13 protein-coding genes and 1 tRNA gene are annotated in these 16,155 nt (G+C 71.4%); 9 read left to right on the plus strand and 5 right to left on the minus strand.

All coding sequences use genetic code 11. From position 1 onward, the window contains the following. The first annotated feature begins 77 nt into the window (after nucleotides 1–77). Nucleotides 78–149: transfer RNA gene (locus ACZ51D_RS17985), tRNA-Val, on the plus strand. 388 nt (nucleotides 150–537) lie between these two features. On the opposite strand, the gene ACZ51D_RS17990 is transcribed toward ACZ51D_RS17985, so the two are convergent. The 3 genes from ACZ51D_RS17990 to ACZ51D_RS18000 all read right to left on the minus strand — a co-directional run bounded on the left by ACZ51D_RS17990 (nucleotide 538) and on the right by ACZ51D_RS18000 (nucleotide 3,763). Then, nucleotides 538–1,377: an SLATT domain-containing protein gene (locus ACZ51D_RS17990; protein WP_465662764.1), complete on the minus strand. Its 840-nt coding sequence runs from the start codon at nucleotides 1,375–1,377 to the stop codon at nucleotides 538–540. A 245-nt stretch (nucleotides 1,378–1,622) separates the two neighbouring features. Beyond that, nucleotides 1,623–2,858: a hypothetical protein gene (locus tag ACZ51D_RS17995; RefSeq protein ID WP_465662765.1), complete on the minus strand. Its 1,236-nt coding sequence runs from the start codon at nucleotides 2,856–2,858 to the stop codon at nucleotides 1,623–1,625. Continuing rightward, the gene (locus ACZ51D_RS18000) at nucleotides 2,855–3,763 is read right to left on the minus strand and encodes a hypothetical protein (protein ID WP_465662767.1); all 909 of its coding nucleotides are present in this window, start codon (nucleotides 3,761–3,763) and stop codon (nucleotides 2,855–2,857) included. The genes ACZ51D_RS17995 and ACZ51D_RS18000 overlap by 4 nt, the downstream gene beginning before the upstream one ends. An 811-nt stretch (nucleotides 3,764–4,574) precedes the next feature. On the opposite strand from ACZ51D_RS18000, the gene ACZ51D_RS18005 reads away from it, so the two are divergent. From ACZ51D_RS18005 to ACZ51D_RS18040, 8 genes are all read left to right on the plus strand, one after another. After that, a complete protein-coding gene (locus ACZ51D_RS18005; RefSeq protein WP_465620283.1) occupies nucleotides 4,575–5,213 on the plus strand; it encodes an HAD family hydrolase in 639 nt (212 codons plus the stop codon). Between the two features lie 87 nt (nucleotides 5,214–5,300). Then, nucleotides 5,301–6,005, plus strand: coding sequence for a VIT1/CCC1 transporter family protein (locus tag ACZ51D_RS18010; RefSeq protein WP_465620285.1), 705 nt, complete (start codon nucleotides 5,301–5,303; stop codon nucleotides 6,003–6,005). Between the two features lie 148 nt (nucleotides 6,006–6,153). Next, nucleotides 6,154–8,688, plus strand: coding sequence for an ATP-dependent Clp protease ATP-binding subunit (locus tag ACZ51D_RS18015; RefSeq protein WP_465662881.1), 2,535 nt, complete (start codon nucleotides 6,154–6,156; stop codon nucleotides 8,686–8,688). Nucleotides 8,689–8,849: 161 nt separating this feature from the next. Next, entirely contained in the window at nucleotides 8,850–10,106 is a 1,257-nt protein-coding gene (locus ACZ51D_RS18020) for a sensor histidine kinase (RefSeq protein ID WP_465623718.1), read from the plus strand. Next, nucleotides 10,103–10,780, plus strand: a complete 678-nt coding sequence (locus ACZ51D_RS18025; protein WP_360492898.1) for a response regulator transcription factor — start codon at nucleotides 10,103–10,105, stop codon at nucleotides 10,778–10,780. Before ACZ51D_RS18020 ends, ACZ51D_RS18025 begins: the two co-directional genes overlap by 4 nt. A gap of 279 nt (nucleotides 10,781–11,059) precedes the next feature. Beyond that, complete coding sequence (locus tag ACZ51D_RS18030) at nucleotides 11,060–11,347, plus strand: SHOCT domain-containing protein (RefSeq protein WP_360492895.1); 288 nt, start codon at nucleotides 11,060–11,062, stop codon at nucleotides 11,345–11,347. Next, nucleotides 11,344–12,099 carry an ABC transporter ATP-binding protein gene (locus ACZ51D_RS18035; protein WP_465623716.1) on the plus strand — a complete coding sequence of 252 codons (756 nt, stop codon included), beginning with the start codon at nucleotides 11,344–11,346 and terminating at the stop codon, nucleotides 12,097–12,099. The genes ACZ51D_RS18030 and ACZ51D_RS18035 overlap by 4 nt, the downstream gene beginning before the upstream one ends. Before the next feature lie 8 nt (nucleotides 12,100–12,107). Next, nucleotides 12,108–14,681: an FtsX-like permease family protein gene (locus tag ACZ51D_RS18040; RefSeq protein ID WP_465662769.1), complete on the plus strand. Its 2,574-nt coding sequence runs from the start codon at nucleotides 12,108–12,110 to the stop codon at nucleotides 14,679–14,681. Nucleotides 14,682–14,775: 94 nt separating this feature from the next. Here the strand turns inward: ACZ51D_RS18040 and ACZ51D_RS18045 are convergent, their stop codons facing one another. Together ACZ51D_RS18045 and ACZ51D_RS18050 are read right to left on the minus strand one after the other, a co-directional pair. Then, nucleotides 14,776–15,660 (minus strand): metallophosphoesterase family protein, encoded by an 885-nt coding sequence (locus ACZ51D_RS18045; protein WP_465662771.1) that lies wholly within the window; start codon nucleotides 15,658–15,660, stop codon nucleotides 14,776–14,778. Nucleotides 15,661–15,832: 172 nt separating this feature from the next. After that, a complete protein-coding gene (locus tag ACZ51D_RS18050) occupies nucleotides 15,833–16,111 on the minus strand; it encodes a DUF4190 domain-containing protein (RefSeq protein ID WP_465662772.1) in 279 nt (92 codons plus the stop codon). Between the last annotated feature and the right edge of the window lie 44 nt (nucleotides 16,112–16,155).

The following is a 16,155-nucleotide window of genomic DNA, read 5'->3' on the forward strand; positions in this document are numbered from 1 at the left end:
CCGGGCGCCTGGCCCCCACCACCCCCCGGGACCAGGTACCCTAGGCACTCGTCGTGCGCCCACCGGGCCACGACTGGGGGCGCGTAGCTCAGTGGTAGAGCGCTGCTCTTACAAAGCAGATGTCGGCGGTTCGAAACCGTCCGCGCCCACCTCGTGAACAGCTGAAATGCAAGCTGAGGCCCAGGTCAGGACCATGATCCCGACCTGGGCCTCAGTCGTTGCAGCAGTTTGACCACAGTCTTGAACAGTCTCGCCACAGGGCTTCTCCTCCTAAATTTCCCCCAAACGATCATGAGGAACCTGCAGGTCAGGATACGCGCAGACATGAAGGCGCCCCCAGCCGCAGGAGCAGCATGGGGGCGCCTTCGCGCTGGGGGAAGGAGGGGGCGTGGGTCGGTGAGCTTGCAGCCCAAAGGCGGCTAGCCAACGCTCAGGCAATGATGCATGCCGAGCAATTGCTGCCGAGCCAAATCCTTTTCGAGTCGCCACTCAAGGAGTTCGGCCAGGGCGCCTGGATGCCATCGCACCACGTGGCTTCTAAATTACCTCTTGCTGCCCCTGGAATGGCTGGTCGAGCTGTTGCTCCCGCATTCGCTGGTCGGCGCGTATGCCCTCCACCGTGGCTGCGAAATTCCCGAGATTCGTCGCCTCGTCCTGAGTATACGGACTGATGCCCAGATCAAGTGCGGTGGAGTGCTGCTCAATGCTGTCGGCAGTCTGTTGAAGATTGAAAGCCCGCTCGCGAGGCTTAAAGTAGCCAGTAGCGCCGGTGGCGACTGTGACAATGAAGCCCAGAGCGATTAGAACGCCTTTCCCAGGCTGAGGTGGGTCATACCATGCAGTGACGGCACTAACCGAAGCTGAGCTGATGAAGACTACCCACTGCGTTAGCAGGTGTATGCGTCGGTAGTGGCGTGACTCCTTGCGCAGACGAGCTACCTCGCCGGGGAGCCGTTCTTTATATGAGGCCTGGCGATTGAGCGTTTCTGGAGTTGAACTTCTAGCTTCGAGAACCCTGCGTTCCTCGGCAAGCTCTAGATCAAGCTTAAGTTTCCTTACTGAAACGCCGCGATCCGCCCAAATTGCGTAATTTTCGTGAAATTCGGCCGTCGCCTGGAGGGCGATTGCGCCAGCCAGTGCGGCCGAGACTCCGAAGAAAATGAAATGAACTTCACCTGGGGCCTTGGAGCTAAGCCAGAATATATTACTGATGAGCACCCAGGAAAGGACTGTGAGTGCAAGCAGGATTGCGGTTCCGTATAGGCCCGCAACCTGGAGTCGCCGATTCTTGATTCGCTGCTTTAGGTCTGCAACCTCTTGGCGATATTGAATCAACATCTCGGTCGTGCTTGTAGGGCTAGCCATGAACTGCGCCACTCCAGGCTTCATAAACGACACGCCTTCACTGCCCTCGAAGGCAGCGGCTTCCTCATCTTGCCAATGAAGCTACACCAGGGAAGAACGCCGTGGTGAGTCCCTGGAAATTACCGCGCGGAGCGACTGGCCGACGAGTGCTGACATCACTTTCCGATGGCGAGCTCACCCGCTCGGCCTGTGGAAAGTAGGCGCCGGCCGGCAGGATGCCGGCCGGCGCCATGGTCAACGAACGCTAGGTCCTGCGACTAGTACGACTCGTCCTCATTGCTGTCCGGGTCATCACTGTCGATGAAGCCGGCCTGGGTGTCGGGCTCGTTCTTCACGAGCGTGGCATACACCTGGAGCGCGGCATCCCGAGCCTTCGTCCACTCGTCGTGGGTACCGAAGGGGTGGGGCGGCGGCGGGACCGTGGACGCGCTGAGCTCGGCGGCGGCGTCCTTGGCGATCTCCAGGGCGTAGGCGAGGCGTTCCCGGTTGTCGCGGTCGCGGTCCTCGGGGCTATCGGCGATGTTCCGACCGCGGCGGCTCTCCTGCTGCTTGAGGAAGCCGGCCATCGCCTTGTCGCGGTTGGCGATCTCGAAGAGCCGGCCTTCGGTCAGCCGCACCGCCTGGAGGGTTTCGACGGCCTGCCCCTGGATGACGACGCCGCCATCCTCGTTGATGTTGGGGATGTTGTACTCGTGGGCGGGCTGCTCCGGGTCCCACCGCGACCATGCGGTGGCGAGCATCCGCAGGCCGTGGGGGTGGCTGGCGAGGTCTCCGAGGATCACCGGCGGGACACCGCGGTAGGGCGTGGTGCCCTCGAAGAACTTGGACTCGCGGTCCCGGGTGAGGTAGCCGTCCATGATCAGGGCGTAGCCGCCCCCGATCATCAGCGTGGTCCGGGCCGCGACGTCGCCGGCGAGCGCCATCTCCAGTAGCTCGGTGGGCTCCTTGTAGACCGGTGCCCAAGTACCGCCGGCCACGGCGTCGGTGAGGTAGCCGCCGTCCCCGAAGGCGTTGCGGGCGGTCTGGAGAGAGGCGGGCTTGTGGCTGCCCTTCTCCTTGCGGCTCTTGGACTTGCGAATGTCCCGGTCGACGATGACGCCGAGCATGAAGCTGAACTGCTTGGTCGTCACGGCACGGCGGGCCATGATGTTGCGGATCTCGGCCTTGGCCGCACGAAACGCTTTGGCGCCGCTGGTGAGGCGGTGGGTGGTGTAGATCGCGCGCCAGATGGGGGAGGCGTCGGGGCAGCCGATCAGGTCGGGGAGGTCGGCGAGCGGCGTGACCCCGGTGACGATGTCGCCCTGGGGCCGGGTCAGCATGCCGCGGGCGACGAGCCCATCGACTACCTGGTTGGCGATGTTGTGCCACATCGCGTCCTGGGTCCAGGGGTTCTTCTCGAGGTGCTCGCCGGCGACGAGGTTCTCCACCATCGTGACGAAGGAGAAGGTGCTCTCCGGGGCGAGCGGGTTCGCGGTCGTGGTCTGGTTGGTCACTGGCCGTCCTCCGGGGTGTTGCCGTTGTGGGCGCCGACGACCAGGCGGACGGGTACGGTCGTGGCCTGGCCGACGCGGACGACCTGGTCGGTCAGCCCGCGCTGGTAGGCGGTGTTGTAGGTGACGACTTCGTCCCGCACCGCGCGGCGCAGGCTGTTGGGGTCGCGCAGGAGGTCTTCGACCACGGCGTCGCCGGTGCCCTCGTTGCTCCGGGCGGTGCGGGTCTTCGCGGCGGAGGAGAGCCGGGAGATGCCGTCCACGACGACGGGCAGCACGCGGGAGGGCGAGCCGTCGGTGAAGGTGACCCGGACCAGGATGACCAGGAGCGGCTCGGACACGCCGCGCTGCATGATCGAGTCCGAGTAGTCGGACTTCGGGGTGTTCAGCGTGCTGACCACCGTCTCGCGGACCAGCTCGGCGAGCTCCTTCGGGGAGGAGAACACACACTGGGCCTGGGCGAGCGGGTGACCGTTCCCGTCCTGCTCGTCCAGCAGACGGGGCGCCGGCACCGACAGCGACAGGGCCGCGATGCGCGGCTGGTACAGCGGGAACAGCATCCGGGCCCAGGCCCGGCACTCGATTACGTCCAAGGCACCACCCGGAACGGCCACCTCGCTGAGCAGCGAGACGCCGTTGGGCTGCGCGGTGACCAGCAGGGCGGCCCGCTCGGGCTCGACCTGCAGGGCTGCGGCGGCCTTACGCGCGTCCTCGTCGAGATTGGTGCGCGGGTTCTTCTCCAGCCGCAAGGCGACCTTCCGCGACGCGGCGGTGGCCGGCATCTCCGGCAACGGCAGCGGCCGGCGGGTGATGCTGAGAGCCTCGAGGTCGTGACCCGCCTGAGCGGGAAGCTCGATGCGGGGCTGGAGGTCGTGCGGCTCACGGAAGAGCGGAATGTGCTCGGTCACTGGGTTTGCCCATCGTGACGCTGCTGTGCAGCCGAGTGCTGCGACAGCTTCAGCGGTGCGACGCCCGAAGGCGAGAATTTTCGTCCGCCCACGGAGGGAACTTCCGTCAACTGACGGTGCGTACTCCGTGGCGCCTGCCACGTCTGGCAGCAGTACGAACATTCACCGTCCGGATCGCCGGTCGGGTCGCAGTGCCCCTTGAGGGCCACCCGGATTTGGGGGTCCAGGTGTCGTACGCCGCGCCGACGCGGATCGACGCAGGAAGAGATTTACTTACGATCCGACGGTACGTCAAGTCGGATAATCGCGGGGTCGACTGACCGTCAGGTCGCACCCGGTTGGGTTGGGAGTCCCGGGCCCTCACTGACGGCAGACCCTGACGGCAATACCAGTGGACACAGACGGCAAGGAAGGCTGCCAGCGCCCGGCTACCGGGAGGGGCGTGCGGCTTCGCCAAGCCTGCCCGGGGCGTCGAACGAGCTTTCATAGCAGATGTCGGCGGTTCGAAACCGTCCGCGCCCACCAGCGCGCCGAGGGCCGGTCCGGGAGGTACTCACCTCCGGGGCCGGTCCTCGGGCGTTGTCGGTGGCGGGGGTTGCGGTCGGCCTGGTGCGGCCGGTTGCCGGGAGATCCAGCTCCGTAGGGCAACTGCCCCCCGGTCTTTCCGGGGTCCGGGGGAGACCCGGGCCCAACTGTCGGCCGGGGTTTGCCGAGGGCCAAGAGTGGGCCCCGTCAGCGCCGGCCGCACCCCGTACCCCCTACCCCGTACCCCGGTCTCGGGGTGCGGTGCTGCTGCTGGTAGGGAGGCGGGATGACTGCCAGGGCGTTTGATGCGGTGCTGTGTGACGTGGACGGTGTGATCCGGTTCTTCGACGGGGCCGGGGTGGCGGCGTTGGAGCGGGCGGCGGGGGTGGGGGAGGGGAGTACGGCGGGAGTCGGGTTCGCGCCGGAGAACGACCTGCCGCTGTTGCTGGGGCGGATCGGCAAGGCGGAGTGGGTGGAGTCGATCGCGCGCGGGCTGGTCGGGCGGGTGTCGGAGGCGCAGGCGCGGGGGCTGGCGGAGGCGTTCGCGAACTCGCCGTTCTGGGCGGACGAGGTTGCGGTGGGGCTGCTGCGGCAGGTGCGGGAGCACTGCCGGGTGGTGCTGGTGACCAATGCGACGGTGTGGCTGGACGAGGACCTGGCGCGGCTGGGGTTGACGGAGCTGGCGCACGAGGTGGTGAACAGTTCCCTGGTGGGCAGTGCCAAGCCGGAGCGGAGGATCTACGAGATCGCCGCGGAGCGGGCCGGGGTGGCGCCGGAGCGGTGCCTGTTCGTCGATGACCGGCAGGAGAACGTCGATGCGGCGGTGGCGCTGGGGATGACCGGGGTGCTCTACCGGGGACCGGAGGATCTACGGCAGGCGTTGGCGCCTGTGTTGGGCCGGCGGGTGGTGCGGCCCGGCCGTTGACGCGCGGTGTCCGGTCGGCGGGGTGGCGGGGCGGTGGGTGGTGGGTGAGGATCGGGGGGTCGGTCAGGTGTCGGGGAGTGGTGGGCGATGGCTGGGCAGGCCGGGGAGACACGGGCGGAGTTGTCGGCGCGCCTGAACTGGCTGCGGGCGGCGGTGCTGGGGGCCAATGACGGCGTGGTGTCGACGGCCGGCATCGTGACGGGTGTGGCGGGCGCGACCGGTTCGCGGACGGCGCTGCTCGCGGCGGGGGTGGCCGGGTTGTTGGCGGGGGCGATGTCGATGGCGGCCGGCGAGTACGTGTCGGTCAGCACCCAACGGGACACCGAGCGGGCCGCGTTGGCGAAGGAGCGGCGGGAGCTGGCGGACGACCCGGAGGGGGAGCTCGACGAACTCACCGACTACTACCGGGGCAGCGGGCTGACGGACGACCTGGCCCGGGACGTGGCGGTGGCGTTGACCGAGCGGGACGCGCTCGCGGCCCACGCGCAGACCGAACTCGGCATCGACCCGGAGGCGTTGACCAATCCGTGGCAGGCGGCGCTGGCCAGCGCGGCCGCGTTCACGCTGGGCGCGCTGGTGCCGCTGCTGGCGGTGCTGCTGCCGCCGCAGGCGTGGCGGCTGCCGGTGACGGTGGTGTCGGTGGTGGCCGCGCTCACGCTGTCGGGCTGGGCGAGTGCCCGGATGGGCGGGGCCGGTCCGGCCCGGGCGGTGGGGCGCAATGTCGCGGGCGGGCTGCTGGCGATGGCGGTGACGTACAGCGGCGGTGTGCTGCTGGATCGTTTCACCGGCTGACGGCTGACGGCTGACGGCTGACGGCGGGCCGTTGACGGTGGGCCGCTGACGGCGGCCGTGGGAGGCGCTGTCCGACTCGACAGGCGCGGTCGCACGGCCTGTGTTTGTGTGGCTGCAAACCGCTTGGGAAAGGTGAATCGCCGTGACCATGCCCCCGTTCGGATCGAACGATCCGTTCTCCGATCTCCTCAGCCGGTTCTTCGGAATGAGCCCGCTGGCTTCCCCGCCCGCCGTGCAGCGGGTGCCGATCGGGCGGCTGCTCAGCGAGTCCTCGCAGGAGTTGCTCGCACTGGCCGCGCGGCGCGCGTCCGAGGACGGTTCCAGTGACCTCGACACCGCCCACCTGGCCTGGGCGGCCGCCCAGGTGGACCCCTCGCGGCGGATGCTGGAGCGCGCGGGCATCGACCCGGACCAGCTGTCCGGCGATCTGGAGCACGCCCTGCCGGTCGGCAACCCCGACGCGGTGGACGGGCAGCCGGCGCTCACCCCTTCGGCCAAGCGCGCGCTGCTCGCCGCGCACGCCCGCTCGCAGGCGGCTGGTGCCTCGTACATCGGGCCGGAGCACATCCTCGGCGCGCTGCTGGACCAGGAGCGTTCGGGTGCGGGCGTGGCGCTGCGCAAATCGGCGCCCTCGCAGGAGGTGCTGAAGTCGGTGCTGGAGGGGCGCGGTACCGGTGGCGAGCGCAGCAGTACGGGCGCGCACCCGAGCGAGACGCCGACGCTGGACGAGTACGGGCGCGACCTCACCGCGGAGGCGCTCTCGGGCCGGCTGGACCCGGTGGTGGGGCGGGCCGAGGAGATCGAGCAGACCGTCGAGATCCTCTCCCGGCGGACCAAGAACAATCCGGTACTGATCGGTGAGCCGGGCGTCGGCAAGACCGCGATCGTCGAGGGCCTGGCCCAGCGGATCGTCTCCGGGGACGTGCCGCGGAGCCTCAAGGAGAAGCGGGTGGTCGCCCTCGACCTGACCGCGCTGGTGGCGGGCTCCAAGTACCGGGGAGAGTTCGAGGAGCGGCTGAAGAACGTGATCGACGAGGTCACGGCCGCCGAGAAGAGCGTGATCCTGTTCCTGGACGAGCTGCACACCGTGGTCGGCGCGGGCGGTGGCGGCGAGGGCTCGATGGATGCCGGCAACATCCTCAAACCGGCGCTCGCGCGCGGCGAGTTGAGCGTGGTCGGCGCGACGACGCTGGACGAGTACCGCAAGCACGTGGAGAAGGACGCCGCGCTGGAACGGCGCTTCCAGCCGGTGCTGGTGCCCGAGCCGAGCGTCGAGGAGACCATCGAGATCCTGCACGGGCTGCGCGACGCCTACGAGGCGCACCACCAGGTGCGGTTCACCGACGAGGCGTTGGACGCGGCGGCGGCGCTCTCCGACCGGTACGTCAGCGACCGTTTCCTGCCCGACAAGGCGATCGACCTGTTGGACCAGGCCGGCGCGCGGGTGCGGCTGCGCAGCCTGAGCGGGTCCACCGAGGCGACCGGGGTGCAGGACCGGATCACCAAGCTGAAGCGGGAGCTGGACGAGGCCGTCGCGGACGAGGAGTTCGTCCGGGCCGCCAACCTGAAGACCGAGCTGCGGCAGACCGAGGACGAGCTGGCGGCGGTCGCCGAGTCCCGCGAGGAGGTCGTCGACGTGACGGCCGACGACATCGCGCAGGTGCTGTCCTCCCGGACCGGCATCCCGGTCGCGGAGCTGAACGCGACCGAGAAGGAGCGGCTGCTCAAACTGGAGGAGCACCTGCACGAGAAGGTGATCGGCCAGGACGAGGCGGTCACCGCCGTCGCCCAGGCGGTGCGCCGCGGCCGGGCCGGGATGGGCGACCCGGAGCGGCCGACCGGTTCCTTCCTCTTCCTCGGCCCGACCGGCGTCGGCAAGACCGAGTTGGCGAAGGCGCTGGCGGCGCTGCTGTTCGGCGACCCGGACCGGATGATCCGCTTCGACATGAGCGAGTTCCAGGAGAAGCACACCGTTTCCCGGCTGGTCGGCTCCCCGCCCGGGTACGTCGGCTACGACGAGGCCGGGCAGCTGACCGAGGCGGTGCGCCGCAAGCCGTACAGCGTGCTGCTCTTCGACGAGGTGGAGAAGGCGCACCCGGACGTCTTCAACCTGCTGCTCCAGGTGCTGGACGACGGGCGGCTGACCGACTCCCAGGGGCGTACGGTCGACTTCCGCAACACCGTGGTGATCATGACCAGCAACATCGGCTCGCAGCGGATCCTGGACCACTCCGGGAACGTGGACCAGATCAGGGACGACCTGATGCGGGACCTGCGCGGGCACTTCCGGCCGGAGTTCCTCAACCGGATCGACGAGGTGATCGTCTTCCACGGGCTCACCCGGAAGGACCTGCTGTCGGTGGTGGACCTGCTGCTGGAGCGCAGCCGGCGGCGGCTGCGGGCACAGGACGTCCGGCTGGACGTCACCGAGGCGGCGAAGGAGTTCCTGGTCAACCGCGGGTACCAGCCGGAGTTCGGGGCCCGGCCGCTGCGCCGGACGATCCAGTCGGAGCTGGACAACCGGATCTCCAACCTGCTGCTGGACGGCTCCGTGCGGGAGGGGGACACGCTGATCGCGGACGTGAGCGACGGGGAGCTGGTGGTCACGCTGGCGCGGCCGGAGGCGTCGGCGACTTTCGAGAAGGCGGAGGAGGAGGCGCGGGCTGCCACCGAGGGCCGCTAGACCGCCAGACCGTTGAGACGGGCAGAGCGGGGGGAGCAGAGGGGGCAGAGTGGGGAGTAGGGCGCCTTCGGATGTACTCCAGCGGGAGTACGCCCGAACGCCACCCGTGGAGGACGCGTGGGGGCGGGGCGCGGGTCTAGCTTGTGGGCATGATGCCGCCCATGTCCCAGCCGCCGGAGCCGCCTGCGGAGGAACCGCCGGAGCCGTCCGCGGAGGATCCGGCCGCGCCGGAGCCGCCCGAGCCGTGGCGCCCGCCGTGGGTGCGCGCGGCCAAGGCGGGCCTGCCGCTGGGGCTGGCGGTGGCGGTCGCGGTGGTCCAGCTGGTCGGCTCGCGGTTCGCCGCGCACAACCAGCCCGGGCGGGCGCCGCTGGACGCGTTCGGCTACCTCCTGCTGCTGCTCGGGCCGGCCCTGCTGGTGCTGCGCTGCCGCCGTCCGGTCGCGGTGGTGGCCGGCACCTCGGTGGTCACCGCCGGGTACCTGGCCGCCGGGTACCCGTACGGGCCGGCGTTCCTGAGCTGGCTGATCGCCTGCTGCGCCGCGATCGCCGCCGGGCACCGCCGGGCGGCCTGGGCCGGCCTGGGCGGGGTCTACCTGGTGCACGTGCTCGTCACCTTCGTGCTGCCCGCGAACTGGCAGCGGGCCGCCCCGCCGTCCGGCACCGCCTGGCTGCAGGAACTCGGGCTGCTGGCCTGGCTGCTGCTGGTGCTGGCGATCGCCGAGATCGTCCGGTTCCGGCGCGAGCGGATCGCCGCCCACCGGGCCTTCCGCCAGCAGCTGGAGGAGCGCCGGGCCAACGAGGAACGGCTCAAGATGGCCCGGGAGTTGCACGACATCCTGGCGCACAGCCTGTCACTGATCAACATCCAGGCGGGGGTCGCGCTGGCACTGCTCGACCGGCGGCCGGAGGAGGCCCGCACCGCGCTGGTCACCATCAAGTCGACCAGCAAGGAGGCGCTCGGCGAGGTCCGCCAGGTGCTGGCGACGCTGCGCGGGCCCGGGGCGGCGCCGCGCGGCCCGGCCCCCGGGCTGGACCGGCTGGACGAACTCACCGAGCAGGCCGACCGGGTGGGACTGGAGGCCGAGGTGCACGAGCGCGGCGAGCGCCGCGCGCTGTCCGCCACCGTCGACCTCACCGCCTTCCGGATCGTCCAGGAGGGCCTCACCAACGTCATCCGGCACTCGGCGGCCCGGCAGGCGGTCGTGGTGTTGGACTGGACGGACCCCGCCCTGCTGGTGGTCCGGGTCGAGGACCCGGGGCCGACGGTGGTCTCCGACGCCGGCGGGTCCGGCAGCGGGCTGGTCGGGATGCGGGAACGCGCGGCCGCGTTCGGTGGCACCATCACGGCGGGGCCGCTGCCCGGCGGCGGCTTCCGGGTCCGGGCGGAGCTGCCGACACCGAAGGCGGGGAATGAGTGATTCGGGTACTGCTGGCGGATGACCAACTGCTGGTCAGGGCGGGCTTCCGGGCCCTGCTGGACCTGCAGGACGACCTCACGGTGGTCGGCGAGGCGGACGACGGGGAGGCGGCGCTGCAGCTCGCCCGCGAACTCGTGCCGGACGTCGTGCTGATGGACATCCGAATGCCGAGGATGGACGGGCTGGAGGCGACCAGGAGGATCGCCGAGGACCCTGCGCTGTCCTCCGTACGGGTGGTCGTGCTGACCACCTTCGAGCTGGACGAGTACGTCTTCGAGGCGCTGCGCTCGGGGGCGGCGGGCTTCCTGGTCAAGGACACCGAGCCGGCCGACCTGCTGCGGGCGATCCGGGTCGCGGTCGCGGGGGACGCGCTGCTCTCGCCGGGGGTGACCAGACGGCTGATCGGCGAGTTCGCCGCCCGGTCCAAGGCCCCCGAGGCGGCGCCGAAGGGGCTGACGGACATCTCGACGCTGACCGAGCGGGAGCGCGAGGTGCTGGCGCTGGTCGGGATGGGGCTGTCCAACGAGGAGATCGCCCGGCGGTTGGTGGTCAGCCCGCTGACGGCGAAGACGCACGTCAGCCGGGCGATGGTGAAGCTCGGGGCGCGGGACCGGGCGCAACTGGTGGTGCTGGCCTACGAGTCGGGGCTGGTGCGGCCGGGTTGGCTGGGCTGAGCGGCGGATTCCGTCCCGGCGCGGACGCTCCCGGTGTGGCTACTCCCTGCGTGCCTACGCCCGGGCGTGCCTACTCCCTGCGTGCCTACGCCCGGGCGCGGGCGTTCCCGGGTGCGGCTACTCCCGGCCCGGCGTGTCACCGGCCGCTCGTACTCTCCCGGGAGTATCCCGACTGCCGCTGCTGGTAGGACGCGTGATGAGACCCCTCGGCGGGACGCTTCGGACACCTCGGGAACCGCCCGAGGTCCTGAAGGCCCACGGCCGAGGAGATGAACCACCATGTACACGCAGCTCGCCGACTGGCACGGGCCCGGACCCTGGATCCTGCTGATCCCCCTGGTCTGGATCGCCGTGGTGTTCCTGGTGATCGTGGTGCTGCGCCGCACGGTCTGGCGGCGCCGCGGCTGCGGCTTCGGGTACGGGGCCGGATCCGCCGCGGAGCACCCGCTGGCCGTCTTGGGCCGCCGCTACGCCGAGGGCGACATCGACGCCGAGGAGTACCGCGCCAAGCGGGCCGTGCTCAGCGAACCGCCGCGAGACGACGCCCGGGGAGGTGGCGCCAAGTGACCACCCTCGACGTCGTACGCGGCACCGCCGCGCGGGTCGCCGACGCCGTGAAGATCCACGGCGTCGGCGGCACCGAGGTCCGGGCGCTGGACCACGTCACGGTGGAGTTCCCGTCCGGGCGCTTCACCGCGATCATGGGCCCCTCCGGCTCGGGCAAGTCCACCCTGATGCACTGCGCGGCCGGGCTGGACACGCTCACCGCCGGCAGCGCCTGGATCGGGGACACCGAACTCGGCTCGCTGAGCGACCGGCGGCTCACGCTGCTGCGCCGGGAGCGGATCGGCTTCGTGTTCCAGGCCTTCAACCTGGTGCCCACGCTCACCGTCCGGGAGAACATCACCCTCCCGCTCGACCTGGCCGGGGCCGCCCCCGACCGGGCCTGGCTGGAGGCGCTGATCGACGTCGTCGGCCTCGGCGACCGGCTGCAGCACCGTCCGAGCGAGCTCTCCGGCGGCCAGCAGCAGCGGGTCGCGGTGGCCCGGGCGCTGGCCGGGCGGCCGCAGGTGGTCTTCGCCGACGAGCCCACCGGCAACCTCGACTCCCGCACCGGCGGCGAGGTGCTCGGCCTGCTGCGCCGGGCGGTGGACGAGATGGGCCAGGCCGTGGTCATGGTCACCCACGACCCGACGGCCGCCGGCTGGGCCGACGAGGCGCTCTTTCTCGCCGACGGCCGGCTGGTCGACCGGATGGAGCGGCCCAGCGCCGGGCTGGTGCTGGACCGGATGAAGGCCTTCGAACGGGGGCAGGCATGAGCGGGCGCATGAACACCGCCACCCTCAGGCTCAGCCTGCGGTCGCTGCGCGCCCACAAGCGGCGGCTGACCGGCACCCTGCTGTCCATCCTGCTCGGGGTGAGCTTCCTGACCGGCACGATGGTGCTGGGTGACACCCTGCGGGCCAACTTCGACACCCTCTTCGCCGACGCCAACGCGGGCACCGACGTCGTGGTCCGCAGCGCCGACGTCCTGGACTCCCCGGGCACGGCCGGCGGGGTGCGGGCGCCGGTGGCGGTGTCGCTCGCCGACCGGCTGCGCACGATCCCCGGCGTGGCGGCCGTCGAGCCGTCCGTCCAGGGCGCGGGTCAACTCATCGGGAGCGACGGCAAACCGATCGGCGGTCAGGGCCCGCCCACGCTGGCGGGCAACTGGCTCACCGACGGCCGGCTCAACCCGTACCGGCTGGCCGAGGGCCGGGCGCCGGCCGCCCCGGGCGAGGTCGTGGTGAACCGGGGCGCGGCGAAGTCGGGCGGGCTGCACCTCGGCTCGACCACCGTGCTGCGCACCCCGGACCCGGTGCCGGTCACCATCGTCGGCATCGCGACCTTCGGGGCGAGCGCGGACGGCATGGGGCCGAGCACCTTCACCGCGATGACCTTCGCGGACGCCGAGCGCTACCTCACGCCCAAGGGGGCGGGGCAGGCCGGTTCGATCCAGGTCCGCGCGGCCGGCGGGGTGTCCCAGCGGGAGCTGGTCGACCGGATCGCCCCGCAACTGCCCTCCGGCGTCGAGGCGATCACCGGTACGGCGGCCACCCAGGAGTCCACCCAGCTGCTGTCCGGGCGGTTCCTGACCATGTTCACCACGCTGCTGCTGGTCTTCGCCGGGATCGCGCTGCTGGTGGCGACGTTCACCATCCACAACACCTTCGCCATCGTGGTCGCCCAGCGGAGCCGGGAGAACGCGCTGCTGCGGGCGCTCGGCGCGGTGCGCGCCCAGGTGCTCGGGGCGACGCTGGCGGAGGCACTGGCGGTGGGCCTGCTGGCCTCGCTCGGCGGGCTGCTGGGCGGGATCGGGGTGGCGACCGGACTCAAGGCGCTGTTCTCGGTGCTCGGCTTCGCCCTGCCGACCGGCGGCATGGTGATCAGCGCGGCCGCCGTCCTGCTGCCGCTGCTGGTCGGGACGCTGGTCGCGGTGGGTTCGGCGCTGCTGCCGGCCGTCCGGGCCGGGCGGACGGCTCCGCTGGCGGCGCTGCGGGAGACCGGTGTCGACCGGGCGGCGCAGGGGCGCTCGGGTACCGTCCGGGTGGCGCTCGGCGGACTGCTGCTGGCCGGGGGTGTCCCGGTGGCCGTCCTCGGCGCCACCGACGGTCCGTCCGTCCTGCTGACGGCGGCCGGGGCACTGGCGGTGCTGGCGGGCACGGTGGTGCTCGGGCCGGTCGCCGCGGCCTTCGCGGTCCGGACGCTGGGCGCGCCGCTGCCCAGGCTGCGCGGCGTCTCCGGGGTGCTGGCCCGGCGCAACGCGGCCCGCAACCCGCGCCGGACGGCGGCCACGGCGAGCGCGCTGATGATCGGGGTCGCGGTGGTCACGCTGTTCACGGTCTTCGGCGCGTCGATCAAGGCCACCCTGGACGACACGGTGAGCAAGTCCTTCGCGGGCGATCTCGCCGTCACCACCGCCTCGTTCGGGGCCGGCGGCAGCGGGATCAGCCCCAAGGTGGCGGACGCCCTGGCCGGGCTGCCCGAGGTGCGGCAGACGGTCGGGCTCGGCCGGGGCGTCGCCCGGATCGACGGGCACGGGCGGACGCTGGACGTCACCGACCCGGCCCGGCTGTCCGGCATCGTCGACCTCGGCCGGGTCGACGGCTCGCTCGCCGCGCTCGGCACGGACGGGCTGGCGGTCTCCCGCACCGAGGCGCAGCAGCACGGCTGGCGGCTCGGACAGACCGTCACCGTGGGTTTCACCGACGGCGCGAGCGGCCCGTTCACCGTCCGTGCGCTCTACGAGGGCGGCGGGCTGGCCGGGGACTACCTGATGACCAGGCAGGCCTGGGCCCCGCACCGGGGGCAGGACGCCGACACCATGGTCGCGGTCGGGCTGCGCGACGGCGTCTCACCGGGCGCCGGCAAGGCGGCGGTCGAGAAGGCGCTGGTCCCGTTCGGCAGTCCGCAGGTGCAGGACCGGGCGGAGTACGCCAAGAGCGCGGCCTCCGGCGTCGACATGATGCTCTCGGTGGTCTACGCGCTGCTGGCGCTGGCGGTGCTGATCGCGCTGCTGGGCATCGCCAACACGCTGACGCTGGCGGTGCACGAGCGGACCAGGGAACTGGGGCTGCTGCGGGCGGTCGGCCAGACCAGGGCGCAGCTGCGCGGCATGGTGCGCTGGGAGTCGGTGCTGGTGGCGGCGTTCGGCACGGTCGGCGGGCTGGGGCTCGGCGCCTTCCTCGGCTGGGCCCTGGTCCGGGCCTCGGACAGCGCCGGGACGGGGTCCTTCGCGATACCGCCCGAGCAGTTGGCCGTGGTCCTGGCGGCCGGGCTGCTGGCGGGCGCGGTGGCCGGCCTGCGCCCGGCGGGCCGGGCGTCGCGGCTGGACGTCCTGCGGGCGATCGCCACGGAGTAGGAGCCGATCGCGACGGAGGAGAAGGCAGAGAAGGAGGAGACGGAGGAGGAAACGGTGGGGTGACGGCGCGAGGAGGAAGAGCCGGAGCAGGGAGTCAGTCCGCGGTCTGCGGGAACACCTCGCGCAGCAGCGGGTCCGGCAGGCCGCGCTTGCGCCACTCACGCGGGTAGCCCAGCGAGACCTCCTCGAAGGGCACGCCGTCGTAGCTGGTCTTACGGGGGATGTGCAGGTGGCCGTAGATCATCGCCGCGGTGTTGAAGCGGCGGTGCCAGTCGGCGGTCAGCTCGGTGCCGCACCACTGGGCGAACTCGGGGTACCAGAGGATCTCGGTGGGGTGGCGGACCAGCGGGTAGTGGTTGACGAAGACGAGCGGGACGTCCGGGTCGCAGGCCGCCAGCCGCGCCTCGGTCAGCCGGACGCGCTCTCGGCACCAGGAGTCGAGGTCCGGGAACGGGTCGGGGTGGAGCATCCGCTCGTCCGCGCAGACGACGCCGCTCTCGTACGCGGCCGCCAGGGACTCCTCCTTGGTGGTCGTGCCCGGCGCACGGAAGGAGTAGTCGTACAGGAGGAAGAGCGGGGCGATACGGACCGGCCCGCCCGCGCCCTCCCAGACCGGGTAGGGGTCCTCGGGGGTCACCACGCCGAGGCGGCGGCAGAGTTCCACCAGGTGTTCGTAGCGGGCCACACCGCGCAGCTGGACCGGGTCCTCGGGGTGGGTCCACAGCTCGTGGTTGCCGGGCACCCACACCACGCGGGCGAAGCGCTCGGCGAGCAGGCCGAGGGCCCACTCGATGCTGGTGGTGAGTTCGGCGACGTCGCCGGCGACGAGCAGCCAGTCGGCGGGGTGGGTGGGCTGGATCTTCTCCACCAGGTCGCGGTTCTCCTGGTAGGAGATGTGCAGATCGCTCACCGCGAGGAGTCGTCCGCCCGTCGGGGTGGGCCGCGCCGGCTGTGCGTCGCTGCGGTTCTCCGTGGTCACTCCTGCCCCCTGAGGTCGTCCGGCCGATGTGGCCCACCCTATGTGCCGGGCCGGGGGAGCGGGGCGGATTGAAGGGATCAGTTGTTCGACTGTCGGACGGATCGACTGTCTGGCGGTTCGATGGCCCGACGGGTCGACTGTCCGGCGGATCGGCCGAGGAGCTGAGGACGGCTCAGGAGCTGAAGTCCATGAGCACGCCGTGGGAGGTGGCGGTGGTGACGGCGAGGATCGCCAGCGAGGCGGTGCCGAACGCGAGGCCGAGGACGGCGCGGCCGCGGCGGCTGGTGCCACGGAGCAGGGCCAGGGTGGCGAGGGTGATGGCGATCGGGCCCAGGACGATGTTGAAGAGCAGCAGGCCCGGCAGGCCGAGCAGGAAGGAGGCGACGGCCAGGTTGTCGGCCTCGGCGGTCTCCCGGCGGCCGGCGTTCTGCGGGGTGGTGACGGTGCTCATGGCTGTGCGGGTCCTCTCTGGGAGTGGTCGCGGGAGTGGACGCG

This window comes from Kitasatospora sp. NPDC033851 (assembly GCF_055576085.1).

Excerpts from the sequence above, each read along its gene's own strand:
- ACZ51D_RS18040 (WP_465662769.1), top strand. The coding sequence starts at position 12,108 with ATGAACACCGCCACCCTCAGGCTCAGCCTGCGGTCGCTGCGCGCCCAC.
- ACZ51D_RS18050 (WP_465662772.1), bottom strand. The coding sequence starts at position 16,111 with ATGAGCACCGTCACCACCCCGCAGAACGCCGGCCGCCGGGAGACCGCC.
- ACZ51D_RS18020 (WP_465623718.1), top strand. The coding sequence starts at position 8,850 with ATGTCCCAGCCGCCGGAGCCGCCTGCGGAGGAACCGCCGGAGCCGTCC.
- ACZ51D_RS18015 (WP_465662881.1), top strand. The coding sequence starts at position 6,154 with ATGCCCCCGTTCGGATCGAACGATCCGTTCTCCGATCTCCTCAGCCGG.
- ACZ51D_RS18005 (WP_465620283.1), top strand. The coding sequence starts at position 4,575 with ATGACTGCCAGGGCGTTTGATGCGGTGCTGTGTGACGTGGACGGTGTG.
- ACZ51D_RS18030 (WP_360492895.1), top strand. The coding sequence starts at position 11,060 with ATGTACACGCAGCTCGCCGACTGGCACGGGCCCGGACCCTGGATCCTG.
- ACZ51D_RS18010 (WP_465620285.1), top strand. The coding sequence starts at position 5,301 with ATGGCTGGGCAGGCCGGGGAGACACGGGCGGAGTTGTCGGCGCGCCTG.